We start from the raw sequence: 17447 nt of genomic DNA on the forward strand, positions 1-17447 counted from the left end.
GACGAATCGTGCCCCGCCTCCGTCCTAGAGGTATCGCTGCTCTCAGCGATCCGCGTCACGCGGCGCGGTCCACACGAGAAGGAGACGCTCATGGCACAGGGTTCGAACACGGCTGCACCGACCTCGACCGGGAAGGTCGCCGCGCCGGCGTCCGCCGCGGGTCTGGTGGGAAAGACCACGATCGAAGACGGCGTGGTTGCGAAGATCGCGGGTATCGCCGCGCGTGAGGTCACGGGCGTCTACGCGCTGGGCGGCGGCGCGGCGCGCGTCGTTGGCGCGATCCGCGACGTCCTGAACACGACCAATCTGACCCAGGGGATCAGCGTGGAGGTCGGGGAGACGCAGGTCGCCGTCGACGTCACGATCGTCGCGGAGTACCCGGTCTCGCTGCAGCAGGTTGCTGGTGACGTGCGCGGGTCGATCTACCGGGCGCTGCGAGAGTTGGTCGGTATGGAGGTCACCGAGGTGAACGTCACCGTGAATGACGTGCACATTCCCTCGGATGACGACCAGAGCGCCGGCGACGAGGCACCGGAGGCGCGAGTCCTGTGAGCGGCGGCACGGTCGGAGCTCTCGTCGGCGCGGTGATCGCGCTGAGCTGGGTGGTGCTGGGATTCTGGGCGGCCGTCTTGGTTGCCGTTCTCATGCTCGTGGGGGCGACGGTGGGCCGGGTGCTCGACGGCCAGATCGACGTCCGCGCGCTCGCTGATGTCTTCCGCGGGCGGAGGTCGTCGTGACCGGGGCAGCCGCGCCGACCGCGGAGGTCGTCGTGACCGGGGCAGCCGCGCCGACCGCGGATGCCCCGGTGCCCGGCCGCACCGTGCTCACCCCGCGTGCGCTGGAACGCCTCGCGACGGCGCTCTCACGGGACGCGGCCCGCGTGCCGTTCCGAGACGTGCGGGTAACGCTCTCCGACTCGGAGGGGGCATTGCGCGCGGGCGTCACGCTCCCGCTCGCGCTCCCGGAACTCCCGGGCCCCACCGTGACGGAGCGCGGTGCCGAGCTTCGCGATGCGGTGATCACCGGGATGCGGGATCTCGCCGGGCGGCGCGTCGCGACGGTCGATGTGCGGTTCGCGGGTGTGCACCGAGGACGTCCCCGGAGGGTGGCATGACCGAGCTGTCAGCGGTATACCGGCGGGTGCTGCGTCGGGAAACTCACGCCTCGCGCACCGCACCCGCGGTCGTGGTCGTGTGCGTCGTGCTCGTCACGGTCGGCGTGGCGGTGTGGGGCATCTTCGACCCGCGGCTGCGCGATGGGGTGGGCGCCGCGATACGGGATCTGCCCCTCGCCCCCGCCGCGGTGGTTGCTGTCGGGGCGGCGCTGCTGCTCCTGGGGTTCCTGCTGCTCGGGGCGGGCGTGCTCCCCGGACGCAACTCCCGGCGACAGCGGACGAGTGGGCGTCTCGCCGTGCTGTGTGACGCATCCGTGCTCGCAAACGCGGTCGCCGACGGGGTCGCGTTGCGCTGCGAACTCGACCGGAGTCAGGCACGCGTCAGCGTCGGCAAGCGCGCGGTCGCGGTACACGTCACTCCGACGAGCGGGGTCGCTCTGGACGCCGACAGCGTACGGCGGGCCGCGGAGGCGGTCCTCGAGGATGCCGGGTTCCCGGGAACCGTTCGGGTGAGCCTGGCTTCGCGCGGGGTGATCGCATGAACGCGAGCAACCGGGGATGGAACCGGGTGGTGCTGGTGGTGGCCGGGCTCCTGTTGGCGGTCGGTGGCCTCCTGCTGCTCGGGTCCACGATGTGGCCCGACGTAGTCGCGCGCCTCCTGCCCGGGGCGGCCGAGTTTCTGACTGGCGTGCGATCGGTGGTGTCCGCGGCGCTCCAGGACCCGGGGGCCGTGGTGGTGACGCCCAGCATCGCGGCGTGGGCCGGTGCCGGCCTGCTCGTGCTGCTCATCCTCCTGCTGTGGTTTCTTGCCACGCGCGGCGGGGGACGCACGACGACCCTGCTTCGCGCGGCGGCAACAGCGGGGACGACGACGGTGGATCGGAGTGTCGCCGCGGACATGCTGAACGAGGCCATGCGTGCGTGCCCGGGCGTGCTGGCGGTACAGCTGGGCGCCTACCGCGTGCGGCGCCAGCCCGCCCTGATCCTGCACGTCACGACCCAGCGCGGAGCGGTGCTGTCCGAGGTCGTAGCTCGGGCCGAAACCGCAGTCGAGGAGTGGGACGCACTCATCGGAGCGCCGATGCCGGTGGTGCTGCACCTGGCGGGACCCGGGCTCTGGCACCGCTGGCGCTCCGTGGTCCGCGTGCGTTGATGCTCGGCGTACCCGGCCGGGTCCGTGCCCGGAACGTTCAGGAACCCGGGAAAGAATGACGGTCCACACGTGGCGGACCTCTGTGAAGGGGGAGACATGGATGCCGAATCCCACGAAGACGCGCTGTCCGCAGCCGACGACGCGATCGTCGCGGGGCGTGCTGCAGACGGTGATACGGCGGCGTTTGCGGTGCTGGTGCGGCGGCACACGCCCATGATGCGGGCGTACGCGCGGCAGGTACTTCCCGGCACCGCCGATGTTGACGACGTGGTGCAGGAGGTCTGGGTCGTCGCCTGGCAGCGACTCGAGGAGCTCTCGGACCCCGGCAAGGTGCGGAGCTGGCTCATGCGGATCACCGGGCGGACCGCGATCGACCGGATTCGCGCGACCCGGGTTCACCTCGACGTGGACGATGTGGAACCCCGCGCACCCGAGCGCACCGCACCAGCGCGCATCGTGGAGGAGCGAAGCGGCACCGCCGCGCTCCGGGCCGCACTGCACGAGCTCCCGGACGCGCAACGTGCGTGTTGGGCGCTTCGAGAGATTGGAGGGTACCGCTATGAGGAGATCGCGGACGAACTTGACGTCTCCGTTTCGACGGTGCGCGGCCTGCTGGCGCGCGCCCGGAAGTTCCTCTTGGTCCGGATGGAGGAGTGGCGATGACTGTGGATGATGGCCGGGATACCCCGGACGTGACGCCCGGTGCCTTCGACGACCTCGACGGACACACCCTCGAGGAGTTGGCCGAGTATCTGGACGCCGGGCGCATGCCCCCGAACCCCGCGATCGAAGCCTCACCCGGGTGCCAACTTGCGCTGGAATCGCTGGGCAGGCTCCGCGGCTTCACGGCGGCGGCGCTCGCCGCAGAGGCTGCTGCCGAGCCGACGCCTGACGAGGACTGGGTGCAGAGCATTCTCACGGGGATCGCTCATGATGTCCGGGCTGGCCGGCGCATCCCCATTGCGCCGGCCGAGCCGGACCTCGAGGTGGTCGAGCGGGACCCGGGCAGTGACGACGGCACGGCGGTGACGAGCCCCCCGGACGGGCAGCTGGGAATGACCGAGGGAGCGGTACGCGGGGTGATCCGGTCCGCGGAAGCCGCGGTGCCTGGGCTGCTCATCGGTCGTTGCCGCTTCGACGGTGCGATCACCGAGTGGGGCGCACCCACTCGGGTATCACTTGAGGTGAGCGTGCGCTACGGGGTGCCGATTCCCGCGGGGGTCGCCCGGCTGCGCGCAGAGGTCGCCGCGCGCTTGGCGCAGCACACGGAGCTCAACGTCTCGGGCGTGGACATTCGGGTGCGCGACGTGCAGTGGACCCCGCGCCGAGCGGAGGAGGACGCATGACCGAGGAGCTGCGCCACGTGCGTTCCCTGATCGATGCGCGAGTGCGGGCGGTGCCCGGCGTCGTGGCGCTGTACCCGCCGAGCTCCGCCGCGGTGCACGCCCTCACGGCAGGGGCCGCGCCGGCTCTCGGTACGCCGGATCCCGGATCCCCGGTACGGGTGCGGGCAGACGGAGAGGCGTTCCTCGTTGAGGTCGCGCTGGGCGTCGGAACGACCGCCGCGACGCCGCGGGTCGTGCGGGCTGCGTATGCCGCGATCCGCGCCGCGCTCACCGAGTGGGGTGCGGGCGAGGCGCGCATTGAGGTCACGGCCGTGCACGTGGAACCCGGCGCGTAGCGGGCAGCGCGGCGGGGCCCCGGGGTGGATTTTCCCGGGGCCCCGCCGCGCGGCTCGTCCCGCGGCTACTCCGTCGTGTCGGGAGCGACGGGCGCCGTCGCGGCGCCGGGCATGGCGCACACGTCTCCCTCGCAGACGCCGACGCCGGTGGCGCCCAGCATGGTGAACGGTGCGGGGGTCTCGGGAAGCTGCTCCGGGTCCGGCGTGGCCGCGGCCGTGTGCCCTGCGGCGCTCACGCGGACACCCGCTCGTCGCGCACCTGCGTCAGCGCACGCGCAAAGGTCTCGGGTTCTTGGGCCCCGGAGATCGCGTATTTGCCGTCGAGCACGAAGAAGGGGACGCCCTGGATCCCGTAGTTCTGGGCTTGCTGTACGTCGGCTTCGACCGCGGCCAGGTGTTCATCTGCGGTGAGCGAGCGCACCACGTCGGAGCGGTCGAGGCCGACTTCTGCGGCAAGATCCGCGAGTTGTTCGATGTCGCCGACATGCATCCCGTCCGTGAAGTACGCGGACATGAGCCGTTCCTTCATCTCCGCCTGCAGGCCGTGCTGTTTGGCGTAGTGCAGCAGCTGGTGCGCGGTGCGGGTGCGGGGGCCCTGGACACGGGAATAGTCCATGGTGATGCCGACCTGCGCGGCCGCATCGACGACCCGCTGGCCCATCTCTTCCGCGTGCTGTGGGGTGACCCCCATCTTCTGGGCGAGCTTCTCGGTGTGTGCGCCCGGTGCCTCGTCGGTGGCGTGCGGATCGAGTTCAAAGGAGTGGTAGGTGATCTCGACGGGGATCCCGGTGCTGGAGATCGCGGCCTCGAGCTTGCGCTTCCCGATGTAGCAGAACGGGCACGCGATGTCGGACCAGATATCGACGGGAATAGGGGCGGTCATCTCGGCCTCGATTCGGAGAGGAATATGTATAATACATATTGATTGTATCCTACAACTTCCGTGCACGGGCAGGCCCGAACGTGGAGAGGGGCCTCACGTGGTGACACCAACGATTGCGACGCTCGAACTTGAGGCAATGCTGCTTGCTCGGCACCTCACGCTCGCGGCGAACCGGTGCGAGGGAAACTCGCTTGATCGCAGCGCGTACACGATCCTCAGCTGCCTCACCTGCGGCGGGTCACTGACGCTGGCGCAGCTCAGCGACGCGATCGGGCTTGAGATGTCGACGCTGCACCGGCAGACCGCCGCCATGCTGCGGAGCGGGCTGATCGAGCGGATCCCGGACCCGGAGGGCGGGATCGCGCGCAAATTTGTGGTGACTGCCGAGGGGGAGCAGCAGCTCGCCGCCGCCTGCCGGGAGAACATGGGTCGCCTGATGCGCGCCACGCAGGACTGGAGTCCCGAGGATCTGAGCACCTTTGCGAGCTACCTGACCCGCTTCAATCAGGCGATCGAGGCGGCCGATCAGCGCCCGTGGCCGCGACCGTTCGCCGCCTCGCGCCGAGCGGACGCGGATCTCGCTCCCTCCGTGTAGCGTGCCCGCGACACGGCGACGCGGCGGCGCTCGGTGCTCGCCGGGTGTCGTGTGCGTCGCACCGATGCTGCCGCCTAGCGCGATGCGGGGGATCGCGCACCCATGAGATTGTCAGCTGTGGGCGGAATGGATGGGCGCGAGATCTGTTGAAATAGATGCAAGTGCATTTACTTCGAGAGGATTCACCGTTATGGCAACACTGAACGTCGGCTTCCTGGTTGGCAGCATCTCTTTGACCTCCATCAACCGTCGCCTGTCTCGGGCGCTCGTGGCGCTCGCCCCGCAGGCGGGACTGACCCTGACAGAGATCCCCATCGCCGGGCTGCCGTTCTACTCGGCCGATCACGACGGCGGCATCCCCGCCGAGGCCGCGGAGTTCAAGCAGGCCATCGAATCGGTCGACGCGGTGGTCATCGTCTCGCCCGAGTACAACCGCTCGGTTCCGGGGGTGCTCAAGAACGCGCTCGATATGGCGAGCCGCCCGTGGGGGCAGAACAGCTTCGGGGGCAAGCCGACCGCGGTGATCGGTGCCTCGATCGGGCAGATCGCCACCGCGGCGGGCCAGCAGCACCTGCGGCAGATCCTGTCCTTCCTGGACTCGCCCACTATGGGGCAGCCGGAGGCCTACGTGCAGATGCACGAGGGGCTGATCACGGACGCCGGTGAGGTCACGGATGAGTCGACCGCCGAGTTCCTGCTTGCCTGGCTCCGTGCCGTGCAGGCGCACGTGGCCAAGCAGATTGCGGGCGCGAACGCCGCGTAACTGAGCGGCGCTCGGGGTGCCGCTTCGGGCAGGGAGGGGCTCGGCCGTTGGGCCGGGCCCCTTCGTCGTGTTAGCGCGCGACTGCGGCCCGATCGCGCCCGGCCACCACAAATGTGACGACGGCCGCCGTAGCGAGGATCGCGGCCCCGACGCTGCCCGCCGTCGCGAAGCCGGCGACGACCGAGGCACCGGCCGTGTGTCCCGCGCCAGCGGCCGCGGCCGTCGCCGTGGCGGCAACGCTGCCGAGCAGGGCCATGCCCAGGGAGGAACCGACCTGCTGGGCGGTGCTCGCTACCGCTCCGGCGGCGCCGGAAGCGGGTCCCGCCTGGTACGTCGCGGCGCTCTGCGCGGTGGGCTGCACGGACGCGGTGCCGATGCCGAGGAGGAGGAGCACCGGCAGCACCTGCATCCAGGAGGCGTCGGAGTGGAGCAGGGAGAGGAGGACGAGCGCCGTGGCGATGACGAGCAGGCCCGCGGAAATGAGCACGCGCGGGGCCACGCGTGCCTGGAGTGGCCGGATGGCGCGCACGGTCACGAGGATCGCCAGCGTGTAGGGGAGGAAGGCGAGTCCCGACAGCAGTGGGGTCAGGCCGACGATCTGCTGGAGGAACACGCTCAGGAACAGGAACACCGGCATGATGGCAATGCCCCACGACAGCATGGCGAGGAACGCCGCCGAGCGACGGCGTTCGGCGAAGAGCGTGAGGGGCATGAGGGGGGCCGGGGCTCGGTGCTGCCGCCACACAAAACCGAGGAGCGCGATGGTGCCGACCGTGAAGAGCCCCAGGGTGGCGGGCGCGGTCCAGCCCGAGGTCTCGCTGCTCGTGAACCCGAGGGTGAGTGCGGTAAGCCCGAGTGCGCTGAGCGCGCCGCCGAGGAGGTCGACGCGACCGCGGTGCGCCGGATCGGCGGGCAGTGCGATCAGGAGACCAATCGCGGCCGCGAGTGCGATCGGCACGTTGATGAACATGGCAGACCGCCACCCCCAGCTGTCCGTGAGGATCCCGCCGACCACGACGCCGACGCCGGAGCCCGCGCCCATGATAGTGCCGAAGATGCCGAACGCCTTCGCGCGGTCGGGGCCCGCGGGGAACGTGAGCGACATGAGGGCGAGCGCGGCCGGGGCGATGAGTGCGCTGAAGACGCCCTGCAGGGCGCGTGCGGCGAGCAGCGTCTCCGGGTTTGGGGCGAGCCCGCCGAGGATCGAGGCGAGGGTGAACCCTGCCAGGCCGATGAGCAGAGCCCGGCGACGCCCGATGGTGTCGGCCACGCGACCTCCCAGGAGGAGGAGCGCGCCGAAGGCCAGGAGGTAGATCGTGATCACCCATTGGCGTTGCGTGTCGGTCAGCCCCAGGTCCGCCTGCGCCGACGGCACCGCAATGTTCATGACCGTCGAGACCACCACCATCATGAGCTGGGTCAGAGAGATCCAACTCAGCGCCCACCAGCGGGCCGAGTGTGCGGGCGGGGGTGTGGTCGGGGGAGCGGTATCGGGCATGGCCATCCTGGGGTGAGGAGCGTAATTCGTTGGTGGCACCAACGGTATCACAACCGTTGGGAGCGCCAACGATTGCCGCGTACACTGGGGGGATGGACGCGAGCGTGCAGGCTGAGGGTTGGGAACCGACGCAACTTCGGCAGACGCCGAGCTGGCTCATCGCGCAGGCGGCGACGCTCACGAATCGGCGGGTGGTGGCTGCGTACGCGGAAGTGGGTGCGACGCGCTATCAATACGCGGCGCTGAGTGCGCTCCGAGAGTTGGGGACGGCGACCCAGGCCGAACTGGGGCGCTACTGCCATGTCGACCGGAGTGACACCGCGGGTGCCCTGGCTGAGCTTGAAGGTGAAGGGTATGTGAAGCGCCGCCCCAACCCGCTGGATCGGCGACAGAACCTCGTGTCGCTGACGCCGCGCGGCGTGACGCGCCATGAGGCGATCGCTGCGGCGCTCATTCGGGCACAGGATGCGCTTCTGGCCGGGCTCAGCGCCGCGGAGCGGCGGGAATTCACCCGACTGTTGCGCGCGGTCGTGGATGCTGATGAGGACGGCGGTGTCCGCGCGTAGGGGCGCGGCGTCGCGCTCGGGCGGGTGGCCGGGCGGAGCGTGTGGGGCGGAAAATTTCGCGTTGCTAAATACCCTAGGGGGGTATACAGTGGTGGCTGTACACCCCCCTGGGGTATCAATCGTGAATGGAGGCCGCGTGATGACGACAAACGAATACCAGGTAACCGGGATGACGTGCGGGCACTGCGAGCTGTCGATTCGGGAGGAAGTCTCTGAGATTCCCGGTGTCGAGGCTATTGAGGTGAGCGCGCAGACCGGCAGGCTCTCCGTGACCAGCGACGCAGAGGTCACCGATGCCCAGGTCCTCGCCGCGGTGACCGAGGCTGGGTACTCCGCGGTTCGCGCCTCATGAACGCCGGAGCGCGCCTCGGCCTCTACGGCATCGGGCTGGTCGTCGCGTTCGTGGCGGCCTACTTCATCGCCGGCGCGGTGGTCCCCGCCGAATTTGTTGCGGACTGGACGCAGCAGGCGCACACCCCGTCCCACTAACGATCGTTCCGCACGAAGCGTGCGGCCCACCGGCCCACGCAGAAAGGCACTCACACCATGAGTAGCGCAGAATCGCTGACCGCAGGATCCGGGGTCGAACTCGAGATCGGCGGCATGACGTGCGCGTCGTGCGCCATGCGGATCGAGAAGAAGCTGAACAAGCTGGAGGGCGTCACCGCAACGGTGAACTACGCGACGGAGAAAGCGAAGGTGACCGTCCCCGAGGGGTACGATCCCGAGCTGCTCATCTCCGAGGTCGAGAAGACCGGATACACGGCTGCGTTGCCCAAGCCCCCGAACGAGCGCCGCGGAGCGGCGGACGCCGAACCGGGGGAGGACCCCGAGCTCATCTCGCTGCGGCACCGGCTCATCGGCTCCGTGATCCTGACCGTTCCGGTGATCGCGATGGCGATGGTTCCGGCCTGGCAGTTCATGTACTGGCAGTGGGCGTCACTCGCGCTCGCGGCGCCGGTCATCGTGTGGGGCGCGTGGCCGTTCCACAAGGCCGCCTGGGCAAACCTGAAGCAGGGCGCGGCCACCATGGACACGCTGATCTCGATGGGCACGTCCGCGGCTTTCCTGTGGTCCCTGTACGCGTTGTTCTTCGGAACGGCCGGGGTGCCCGGGATGACGCACCCGTTCGAGTTTGCGCTGGCACCGTCCGATGGGGCCGCGAACATCTATCTCGAGGTGGGTGCCGGGGTGACCATGTTCATCCTCGCGGGCCGCTACTTCGAGAAGCGTTCGAAGAAACAGGCGGGCGCGGCACTGCGCGCGCTGCTGGAGCTCGGCGCGAAAGAGGTCTCGGTGCTGCGCGGGGGCGTCGAAACCCAGATCCCGGTCGAAGACCTGAGCGTCGGCGATGAGTTCATCGTGCGGCCCGGCGAGAAGATCGCCACCGATGGCGTGGTGGTTTCCGGAACATCCGCGGTGGACGCCTCCATGCTCACGGGCGAATCCGTGCCCGTCGAGGTCGCCGAGGGGGACACCGTCACCGGAGCCACCACGAACGCTGGGGGTCGCCTCGTGGTCCGCGCGACGCGGATCGGATCCGACACCCAGCTCGCGCAGATGGCGAAGCTCGTCGAAGACGCGCAGACCGGCAAGGCCGAGGTGCAGCGCCTGGCTGACCGGATCTCCGGGGTGTTCGTGCCGATCGTGATCGTCATTGCCGCCATCGCGCTGGGCGGGTGGCTCGGCGCCGGGTTCCCGGTGTCCGCCGCGTTTACCGCCGCCGTCGCGGTGCTCGTGATCGCGTGCCCCTGCGCGCTGGGCCTCGCAACGCCCACGGCGCTCCTCGTCGGCACGGGCCGTGGCGCACAGATGGGCGTGCTCATTAAGGGGCCCGAGGTGCTCGAGTCCACCCGCAAGGTCGACACGGTCGTGCTCGACAAGACGGGCACCGTGACCACCGGCAAGATGACGCTCGTCGACGTCGTGCTGGAGCCTGGCGTGGACCGCGCCGAACTGCTGCGCCTCGCCGGTGCGCTGGAAGACGCGTCCGAGCACCCCATCGCCCAGGCGATCGCGAAGGGGGCGACCCAAGAGGTGGGCGCGCTCGCCGCGCCGGAGGACTTTGCGAACATCGCCGGCAAGGGCGTGCAGGGCGTGGTCGACGGCCACGCCGTGCTGGTGGGCCGTGAAGCGCTCCTCGCTGAGTGGTCGCAGCAGCTCAGCCCCGAGCTTGCCGCAACGAAGGCCCGCGCCGAGGGCGAGGGCAAGACCGTGGTCGCGGTCGGCTGGGACGGGGAGGCCCGCGGGATCCTCATCGTGTCGGACACGGTCAAGGCGACGAGCGCTGAGGCGATCGTGCAGCTGAAGGCCCTGGGACTCACCCCGGTGCTCCTCACCGGTGACAACGAAGCCGTCGCTCGTCACATCGCCGCCGAGGTGGGAATCGACGAGGTCATCGCCGAGGTGCTGCCGCAGGACAAGGTCGACGTCGTGACCCGGCTGCAGGCCGAGGGCAAGGTCGTCGCAATGATCGGCGATGGGGTGAACGATGCCCCCGCGCTCGCCCAGGCCGACCTTGGCCTTGCCATGGGCACGGGTGCCGACGTTGCGATCGAGGCATCGGACATCACCCTGGTGCGTGGTGATCTGCGCAGTGCGGTTGACGCGATCCGGCTTTCCCGGAAGACGCTGAGCACGATCAAGACCAACCTGTTCTGGGCCTTCGCCTACAACGTCGCCGCGATCCCGGTGGCCGCGCTGGGCATGCTCAACCCGATGCTCGCGGGTGCGGCCATGGCCCTGTCCAGCGTGTTTGTCGTGGGCAACAGCCTGCGCCTGCGCGGCTTCAGGTCCGTCGCGAAGTAATTCCCCGGCAGGCCCCGGAGCCATCGCTCCGGGGCCTGCTCCGTACCGGGGCCTCATAGTTTCTGCTGTACCCAATCCGAAAGGCACTCATCACCATGACACACGACACTCAGGCCAGTGGCAGCTGCTGCGGCTCCAGCTCCGCAAGCGCGGCCCCCAACGTTCCCGCTGAACGCAACCTTCTCGGCGGCGCTGCCGATGACATGACCGTCTGCCCGGTGATGGCGGGCACCCCCGTGAGCAAGGCGCAGGCCGTGGCGGTCGGCCTGTTCCGCGACTTCGAGGGCGAGCGGTACTACTTCTGCTGCGCCGGGTGCGGCCCCGCATTCGACGCGGACCCCGCGAAGTACGCGGCCAGCATGGCGTAGGCGGCTCGCACGGGACGCGCGTAGGCGTGTTCCCGAGCCCGATGCGCAGACCATCGGTGTCGCGTTTGCGACACCGATGGTCTGTCTTGCGATACCGGGTGGGGGTGTCCCGGAACTAGCATCGAAACGAGGGGCGAGCCGGCCCCTTCGATTCGCCACATGCGATCGCACCGGCTGTCGTGAGGGAAGGAAACGCGTGCCCGCTCCGTCCGTGCTCGTGCGCATCCGTGGGCTGCGTCGCCGCTGCTCGGCTCGGGCCGCACGCGCAGGACGCTCCGGGTGAACGTCAGCCCTGGACAGCTGTTCCGGATCGCGCTCGCGGGCGAGGGACGCGGGCTTGCTCTGGCGAGCGCAACCGCGCTGCTCATGTTGCACGCGCTCGCAGAAGCCGCGATCCCCGTGTTGATCGGAGCCACGATCGATCGTGCGGTGCTGCCGTCGGATCCGCGCGCGCTGGGGATCTGGCTCGCCGCGTTACTCGGCACGTTCCTCGTGCTGACGAGCAGCTACCAGCTCGCCTCTCGGCTCATGGTTCGCGTGTACGGCACCGGGGAACAGGCCCTCCGGCATCTCGCACTCGCCCGGATCCTGCGGCCCAGGCTCTCCCAGTTGCGGCTCACGCCGGGCGAGGCGCTCACCTACGTGACCTCGGACACGTATCGCGTTGCCGGGGTCGCATGGTCGGTGGCGCAACAGAGCGCGACGCTCGCCTCGCTCGCCGGCGCCGCGTGCGCCATGTTCGTGATCTCGCCCGTTGCCGCCCTCGTGGTGTTCGCGGCGACCGTCGGCATGATGCTCGTGATGCGATGGGTGTCCAGGCCGCTCGAGAGACGCGGCCAGGCGGAGCAGGCCGCCGCGACCGAGGCCGGGGCCGTGGCGGCGGACTTCATGACCGGGTACCGGGTGCTCGTGGGGATGGGGGCCCGGTCCGAAGCCGTGCGCCGCTACGACACGGCGAGCGACCGATCCCGCCGTGCGGCCACCCTGGCCGGGCGCTCCCTCGCGGGATACGGGGCCGTGAGCGCGGTCCTCGCAGCGCTCGCTACCACGGTGCTCGTCGGGGTCTCGGCGTGGTTCGCCTCGAATGGCACGATCAGTATCGGCGAACTCGTCACCGTTCTGGGTCTCGCCCAGTTCATCAGCGGGTCGCTGGCACACGCGGGATCGTTCCCCTCCAACTGGATCCACAAGCTCGCGTCTGCCCGTCGGCTGGCCACGGTGATCAACGCCGAGGACCTCCTGCCGGAACCTCGGGAGCACGGGGTCGACACCGCGGGTGACGAACCAGTGCCGCGGACCGGTCCCGCCGAGACCCTGCTGAGCTTCACCGTCGCCGGTCAGCGGGTGGCAGTGCGGCGCGGCGAACTGCTCGGAATCCGCGCGGCGGGCAGCGACGCTGCTCGTGCGCTGTCTCGCCAGTTGGGACTCCGGGAGGACCCGAGCGCTGCGGAGATCGAGGTCCTGATCGACGGCGTGTTCCGTCCGGTGGGCACGCTCGACCCCGTCGAATACCGACGGCACGTGGTCGCCCTTCCGCACCGGCATACTCTGGCAACCGGCACCCTTCGAGACGCGGTGCGGGGCCGGGGTGAGGCGACCCCAGACCTGGGTGATGCGCCGTCCTCGGGCGTGGACGACCGCGCCGTGCGTACGGCGGCGCTGGGCGATGCGGTCGCTCAGATCGGCGGCTGGGACGCGCAGGTGGGGGAGTCCGGACGTCGGCTCTCCGGCGGGCAGCAGCAGCGCGTGGGATTGGCCCGGGGCCTGCACGCGGGCGCCCAGGTGCTCGTGCTCGATGAGCCCACGTCAGCGCTTGACGCGCTCACCGAATCACAGATCGCCGCCGAGCTTGCCCGCCACCCGAGCACCGTGATTGCGATCACGACCTCGCCTGCGCTGCTGGCCGCGTGCGACCGGGTGGTGGACCTGCCCGGCGAACACCCCGGAGCGGCACACGAGGGAGCCGAGTATGGTCGGTAACGCGCAACTGGGAGCGAGCCTCCCGATCGCCACCGGTCGGCAGGTGTGGCACGCGCTGCGGCGGCACCTCCGGACACGCCGCCGGCGGCTGAGCGCCGTGGCCGTGCTTTTCCTCGCGGCCTCCGCGCTGGGGCTCGTCATGCCCGCCTGCCTGGGGCGGATCGTGGATGCCGTCACCGCCGGGGCAGGATTCGCCACCATCGCGCTGTGGGTGGGCGGGGTCGCCGTGGGGGCAATCGGTGCCGCGCTGATGGGGCTCTGGGCCGCTCGCGTATTGATCGGCGTGGTGCAGGATGTCCTCGCCGAGCTGCGCGAGGAGGTGTTCTCCTCGGCGATGCGGCTACCGGCGCGACACGTCGACGATTCGGAAAGCGCGGATCTGCTCTCGCGAGTGACCGGAGACGTCGACGCGGTTTCCGAGGCCGGCGGGAACGTGGTGCCCGGCCTGCTGTCTGCCGGATTCGCGATCGCCGTCTCCGTGGTGGCCCTCGCGGCGCTCAACCCGTGGCTCGCCCTCGCGGGTCTCGCCTGCGTGCCCTGCTACGCGCTGGGGACGCGCGCGTTCCTGCGTCGATCCCGCGTCGTGTTCCGGGAGATTCGGGCGCGCGAGGCCGCCCGGAGCCAGGCCGTCATCGAAGCGGTCCACGGACACGACACCCTCACCGCGCTGAACGAGCAGGAGATCGCGCTCGAGCGTGTCGCGCACCGGGCCGAGGCATCAATCCGGACCCAAGTGACCGGGGTAGGGATCCGCAATCGTCTGTTCCGATCCCTGAACGGCGGCGAGGCCGCGGGGCTGATCGCGATCCTGGGCGCGGGGTTCGCGCTGCACATGAACGGCGCGATCACCGTGGGCGCGGTGACCGCCGCGGCCCTGGTCTTCCACCGACTCTTCGATCCGATCGGCCAGCTCATCTTCGGGCTCGACGACATTCAGCGCGCCGCGATCGGGCTGGCGCGACTCGTCGGGGTCATCGAACTCGCCTCGGAATCACCGGCCACCCCACACTCCGCGACGGTGCGCACCGAGCTGGGGAGCGATCCGGCGATCACCGTGGATTCACTCACCTTCCGATATCCCGGATCCGACCGCGGCATCGTCGATGCGTCGTTCGTGGTGCCTGCCGGCACGACCACGGTGATCGTGGGCGCATCCGGCTCCGGGAAAAGCACGCTCGCACGCGTCATCGCCGGACATGACCGGCCAGGCCGCGGACAGATCCGCATCGATCCCGCGGCGGTCCCCTACGTGCTGACCCAGGAGATCCACCTGTTCCGGGGGAGCATCGCCGACAACATGCGGCTCGCGGCCCCCGGTGCGAGCGACTCTCAGATCTCTGACGCTCTGACTGCTGCAGGAGCCGACTGGGCGCTGCGGCGCCTCGCAGGCGAACCGGGAAGCTCGAACGCGGCGGCCGCCGGTCTCGACGACGGCCGGGTCCAGCAGCTCGCGATCGCCCGGGCGCTGCTCGCAGATCCGGCCGCGGTGATCCTCGACGAGGCCACCGCCGACGTCGGGTTGCAGCACCGCGCCGACGTTGACCGCGCCGTCGAGGCCCTGCGGGCCGGCCGCACCACCGTGCTCATTGCCCATCAGCTGCACCATGCCGTGGCCGCCGACCAGATCCTCGTGTGTGCGGACGGTGGGATCGTGCAACGTGGCAGCCACGCCGAGCTGCTGCAGCGGCGGGGCCACTATCGGCAGTTCTGGGAGACCCAGACCCGGGGGCTGCAGGGGCCAGCGCCCGATCCGGCGTCCGGACCCGCCGTCCTACCCACCACCGAACCCACCGACGAAACGGAGACTCCGTAAAGATCTTTCGCGGCGTCGTACCGCGGCGCGGGGTGTCAGAATGGCGAGTACCCGCCGCCACGGAAGGACCCCACGATGGCTGATCTCAGCGCGCCGCACCCCAAGGTTGACCTCAAGAAGACGCTCGACGACTATCGCGCCCCGCGCGGCACCTTCGAGGTGGTAGACCTGCCCGAGCGGAACTACCTCATGGTCGATGGGGCGGGGGATCCGAACACCGCCCCCGAGTACGCGGCGGCGCTCGAGGCCCTGTACCCGGTTGCCTACACGGTGAAGTTCGCGAGCAAACGGCAGTTGGGGCGTGACTACGTGGTGCCGCCGCTCGAGGGGCTCTGGTGGGCCGACGACATGGAGGCGTTTACGGGATCCCGTGACGCGGCGCAGTGGCGGTGGACCATGATGATTCTCGTTCCGGACTGGGTGGCGGCGGCGATGGTGGCGGAGGCGGTCGCCGCGGTCGCGGCGGAGGAACCGCCGGCCAGGCTGGCCGACGTGCGCTTCGCCCCGCTCGCGGAGGGCCGCTGCGTGCAGACGCTGCATCTCGGGCCCTACTCCGAGGAAGGCCCGATCTTGGCGCGGATGCATCACGAGTTCATTCCGCAGCAGGGTCTGCGCATGACGGGCCGGCACCACGAGATCTACCTGAGCGATCCGAGGCGCACGGCCCCCGACAAACTGCGCACGATCCTGCGGCAGCCGGTCCTCGCCCGATAGCCGAGCGCTAGTACTGTGCGCGCAAGCTGAGTGAGCTGAGTGCGCCGAGGAGGCTCACACCCGCCCCGATCACGAAGAGCACGGTGAATGAGGCGGCCGTGGGCCCGCCCGCGTTGGCCCACGCCCCGCTCGCCAGGACCGCGGTGGCCACGGGCGCGCCGAGCGCGGATCCGACGGTGCGCAGCACGCCGTTGACGCCGAGGGCCGCAGCGATCTCGTCACGGGGCGCGAGGTTCGCGACGAGCTCGGCGACGACGGCAAAGCCGATGCCGTTGCCGAGGCCCACGAGCGAGAAGAACGCGACGATGACCGGGAGGCTGCTCGGCGCGACCGCAATGCCGACGCTGCCCAGGCCCATGACCGCGAGCGAGATCAGCGCGCTGAGCTTGGGCCCGACGCGGCCGATCAGCCACGGGGCGAAGCGTCCGCCGAGAAACACGAGGATCGCGCCCGGGAGCAAGGCGATGCCGGTCTGGGTGACGGTGAAGCCCTGGCCGAAGCCGGGCTCGCCCGGGCTCTGCAGCAGCACGGGCAAGCCGATGTAGAACAGGTACGGGATGAACCCGAGGAACAGGGTGAGCCCGTTGGTCACCGCGAGGGCGGGGCGTGCGAGGGTGCGGACGTCGATGAGGGGTACGGGCGTGCGGCGCTCGACGGCGATGAGCGCGAGCAGCGCCGCCACGGCGAGGGCGAACAACCCGAGAATGAGCGGGGACGTCCAGCCCCAGCTGCCGCCTTGCGAGATGCCGAGGAGCAGGGCGAGGAGCCCCACGGTGAGCAGGATCGTGCCGGGCCAGTCGGTCCGCGACCCCGCTCCGCGGGCGGAGGCCGGAACCGCGGTGAGGATGAGTGCGATCGACACGGCCCCCATGGCCGCGCCCGTGACAAACAGCCAGTGCCAGGAGAGGGACTCGACGATCACGCCACCCACCACGAGCGCGGCGCCGGCACCGAGCCCCATCGTCCCGCTGAGCCAGCCGATCGCGGAGCGTTGCGCCGCGCCCGTGGTGTGGCGCCGCACGATCGCGAGCGCGAGGGGGAAGGCGGCCGTGCTCGCCCCCTGCAGGACGCGTCCCGTGAGCAGGACGGGCAGCGTGGGGGCGAGCGCCGCGATGACGCCGCCCGCGACGAAGAGCGCGAAGGTGAGGACGAGAACGCGCCGATGTCCGTACCGGTCGCCCAGCGACCCGAGAATGGGTGCGGCCACGGCCCCACAGAGCAGATAGCTGGTGAGGATCCAGCCGGCCAGTGCGGTATCGACCCCGAACTCGCGCATGAACGTGGGCAGCGCGGGGACGAGCAGGGTCTGCATCATCGAGAACGACAGCACGGCCGTCGCGAGCGCGACGACGAGACCGCGCGGAGCGGGGCGTGGGGCGGCGACGGGTGTCGGGGCGGTCTGGGGTGCGGTGGGTGGCATCGGGCCTCGGTTCTGTGGCTGCTCGGCGGTGCGATTCGGATCGGAATATTTCGTTCCGATAGAACTCTACGGGAAACGCGAGTAGCGTGGA

Annotated in this window: 22 protein-coding genes; 18 read left to right on the forward strand and 4 right to left on the reverse strand. The window is 70.2% G+C overall.

Translation table 11 applies throughout. The annotated features are described in order from the left end of the window. The first annotated feature begins 90 nt into the window (after positions 1-90). The 8 genes from D3230_RS06680 (at position 91) to D3230_RS06715 (ending at position 3948) form a co-directional block, all read left to right on the forward strand. Entirely contained in the window at positions 91-552 is a 462-nt protein-coding gene (locus tag D3230_RS06680) for an Asp23/Gls24 family envelope stress response protein (RefSeq protein WP_202344256.1), read from the forward strand. Beyond that, positions 549-737, forward strand: coding sequence for a DUF2273 domain-containing protein (locus D3230_RS06685; protein ID WP_202344257.1), 189 nt, complete (start codon positions 549-551; stop codon positions 735-737). The genes D3230_RS06680 and D3230_RS06685 overlap by 4 nt, the downstream gene beginning before the upstream one ends. Continuing rightward, positions 734-1114 carry a hypothetical protein gene (locus tag D3230_RS06690; RefSeq protein ID WP_202344258.1) on the forward strand — a complete coding sequence of 127 codons (381 nt, stop codon included), beginning with the start codon at positions 734-736 and terminating at the stop codon, positions 1112-1114. Before D3230_RS06685 ends, D3230_RS06690 begins: the two co-directional genes overlap by 4 nt. Then, positions 1111-1656: a hypothetical protein gene (locus D3230_RS06695; protein WP_202344259.1), complete on the forward strand. Its 546-nt coding sequence runs from the start codon at positions 1111-1113 to the stop codon at positions 1654-1656. The genes D3230_RS06690 and D3230_RS06695 overlap by 4 nt, the downstream gene beginning before the upstream one ends. Continuing rightward, positions 1653-2267: a hypothetical protein gene (locus D3230_RS06700; protein ID WP_202344260.1), complete on the forward strand. Its 615-nt coding sequence runs from the start codon at positions 1653-1655 to the stop codon at positions 2265-2267. Before D3230_RS06695 ends, D3230_RS06700 begins: the two co-directional genes overlap by 4 nt. A 96-nt stretch (positions 2268-2363) precedes the next feature. Further along, positions 2364-2930, forward strand: coding sequence for an RNA polymerase sigma factor (locus tag D3230_RS06705; RefSeq protein WP_202344261.1), 567 nt, complete (start codon positions 2364-2366; stop codon positions 2928-2930). Next, positions 2927-3613 carry an Asp23/Gls24 family envelope stress response protein gene (locus D3230_RS06710; RefSeq protein ID WP_202344262.1) on the forward strand — a complete coding sequence of 229 codons (687 nt, stop codon included), beginning with the start codon at positions 2927-2929 and terminating at the stop codon, positions 3611-3613. Before D3230_RS06705 ends, D3230_RS06710 begins: the two co-directional genes overlap by 4 nt. Continuing rightward, complete coding sequence (locus D3230_RS06715; protein WP_202344263.1) at positions 3610-3948, forward strand: hypothetical protein; 339 nt, start codon at positions 3610-3612, stop codon at positions 3946-3948. The genes D3230_RS06710 and D3230_RS06715 overlap by 4 nt, the downstream gene beginning before the upstream one ends. Before the next feature lie 65 nt (positions 3949-4013). Here the strand turns inward: D3230_RS06715 and D3230_RS06720 are convergent, their stop codons facing one another. Together D3230_RS06720 and D3230_RS06725 are read right to left on the reverse strand one after the other, a co-directional pair. Further along, positions 4014-4184 (reverse strand): hypothetical protein, encoded by a 171-nt coding sequence (locus D3230_RS06720; protein ID WP_202344264.1) that lies wholly within the window; start codon positions 4182-4184, stop codon positions 4014-4016. Continuing rightward, complete coding sequence (locus D3230_RS06725; protein WP_202344265.1) at positions 4181-4831, reverse strand: DsbA family oxidoreductase; 651 nt, start codon at positions 4829-4831, stop codon at positions 4181-4183. The genes D3230_RS06720 and D3230_RS06725 overlap by 4 nt, the downstream gene beginning before the upstream one ends. Positions 4832-4928: 97 nt before the next feature. On the opposite strand from D3230_RS06725, the gene D3230_RS06730 reads away from it, so the two are divergent. Beyond that, the gene (locus D3230_RS06730; protein WP_337249118.1) at positions 4929-5426 is read left to right on the forward strand and encodes a MarR family winged helix-turn-helix transcriptional regulator; all 498 of its coding nucleotides are present in this window, start codon (positions 4929-4931) and stop codon (positions 5424-5426) included. 190 nt (positions 5427-5616) lie between these two features. After that, complete coding sequence (locus tag D3230_RS06735; RefSeq protein WP_202344267.1) at positions 5617-6189, forward strand: NADPH-dependent FMN reductase; 573 nt, start codon at positions 5617-5619, stop codon at positions 6187-6189. A 70-nt stretch (positions 6190-6259) separates the two neighbouring features. Here D3230_RS06735 and D3230_RS06740 read toward each other — a convergent pair whose 3' ends face one another. Further along, the gene (locus tag D3230_RS06740; RefSeq protein ID WP_202344268.1) at positions 6260-7687 is read right to left on the reverse strand and encodes an MFS transporter; all 1428 of its coding nucleotides are present in this window, start codon (positions 7685-7687) and stop codon (positions 6260-6262) included. A gap of 92 nt (positions 7688-7779) precedes the next feature. Between D3230_RS06740 and D3230_RS06745 the strand changes: the two genes are divergently transcribed. The 8 genes from D3230_RS06745 (at position 7780) to D3230_RS06780 (ending at position 15936) form a co-directional block, all read left to right on the forward strand. Further along, positions 7780-8253, forward strand: a complete 474-nt coding sequence (locus D3230_RS06745) for a MarR family winged helix-turn-helix transcriptional regulator (RefSeq protein ID WP_202344269.1) — start codon at positions 7780-7782, stop codon at positions 8251-8253. 139 nt (positions 8254-8392) lie between these two features. Continuing rightward, positions 8393-8605, forward strand: coding sequence for a heavy-metal-associated domain-containing protein (locus tag D3230_RS06750; RefSeq protein WP_202344270.1), 213 nt, complete (start codon positions 8393-8395; stop codon positions 8603-8605). Further along, the gene (locus tag D3230_RS06755; protein WP_202344271.1) at positions 8602-8742 is read left to right on the forward strand and encodes a hypothetical protein; all 141 of its coding nucleotides are present in this window, start codon (positions 8602-8604) and stop codon (positions 8740-8742) included. The genes D3230_RS06750 and D3230_RS06755 overlap by 4 nt, the downstream gene beginning before the upstream one ends. Positions 8743-8799: 57 nt before the next feature. Continuing rightward, complete coding sequence (locus D3230_RS06760) at positions 8800-11061, forward strand: heavy metal translocating P-type ATPase (protein WP_202344272.1); 2262 nt, start codon at positions 8800-8802, stop codon at positions 11059-11061. A gap of 95 nt (positions 11062-11156) precedes the next feature. After that, positions 11157-11429: a YHS domain-containing protein gene (locus tag D3230_RS06765; protein WP_202344273.1), complete on the forward strand. Its 273-nt coding sequence runs from the start codon at positions 11157-11159 to the stop codon at positions 11427-11429. Between the two features lie 279 nt (positions 11430-11708). Then, entirely contained in the window at positions 11709-13409 is a 1701-nt protein-coding gene (locus D3230_RS06770; protein WP_202344274.1) for an ABC transporter transmembrane domain-containing protein, read from the forward strand. Then, entirely contained in the window at positions 13399-15222 is a 1824-nt protein-coding gene (locus D3230_RS06775) for an ABC transporter ATP-binding protein (protein WP_202344275.1), read from the forward strand. The genes D3230_RS06770 and D3230_RS06775 overlap by 11 nt, the downstream gene beginning before the upstream one ends. Before the next feature lie 75 nt (positions 15223-15297). Further along, positions 15298-15936 carry a GyrI-like domain-containing protein gene (locus D3230_RS06780; RefSeq protein WP_202344276.1) on the forward strand — a complete coding sequence of 213 codons (639 nt, stop codon included), beginning with the start codon at positions 15298-15300 and terminating at the stop codon, positions 15934-15936. Positions 15937-15943: 7 nt separating this feature from the next. On the opposite strand, the gene D3230_RS06785 is transcribed toward D3230_RS06780, so the two are convergent. Continuing rightward, positions 15944-17356 (reverse strand): MFS transporter, encoded by a 1413-nt coding sequence (locus D3230_RS06785; RefSeq protein WP_202344277.1) that lies wholly within the window; start codon positions 17354-17356, stop codon positions 15944-15946. Between the last annotated feature and the right edge of the window lie 91 nt (positions 17357-17447).

The organism is Leucobacter chromiireducens subsp. solipictus (assembly GCF_016758195.1).
Classification (GTDB): Bacteria; Actinomycetota; Actinomycetes; order Actinomycetales; family Microbacteriaceae; genus Leucobacter; species Leucobacter solipictus.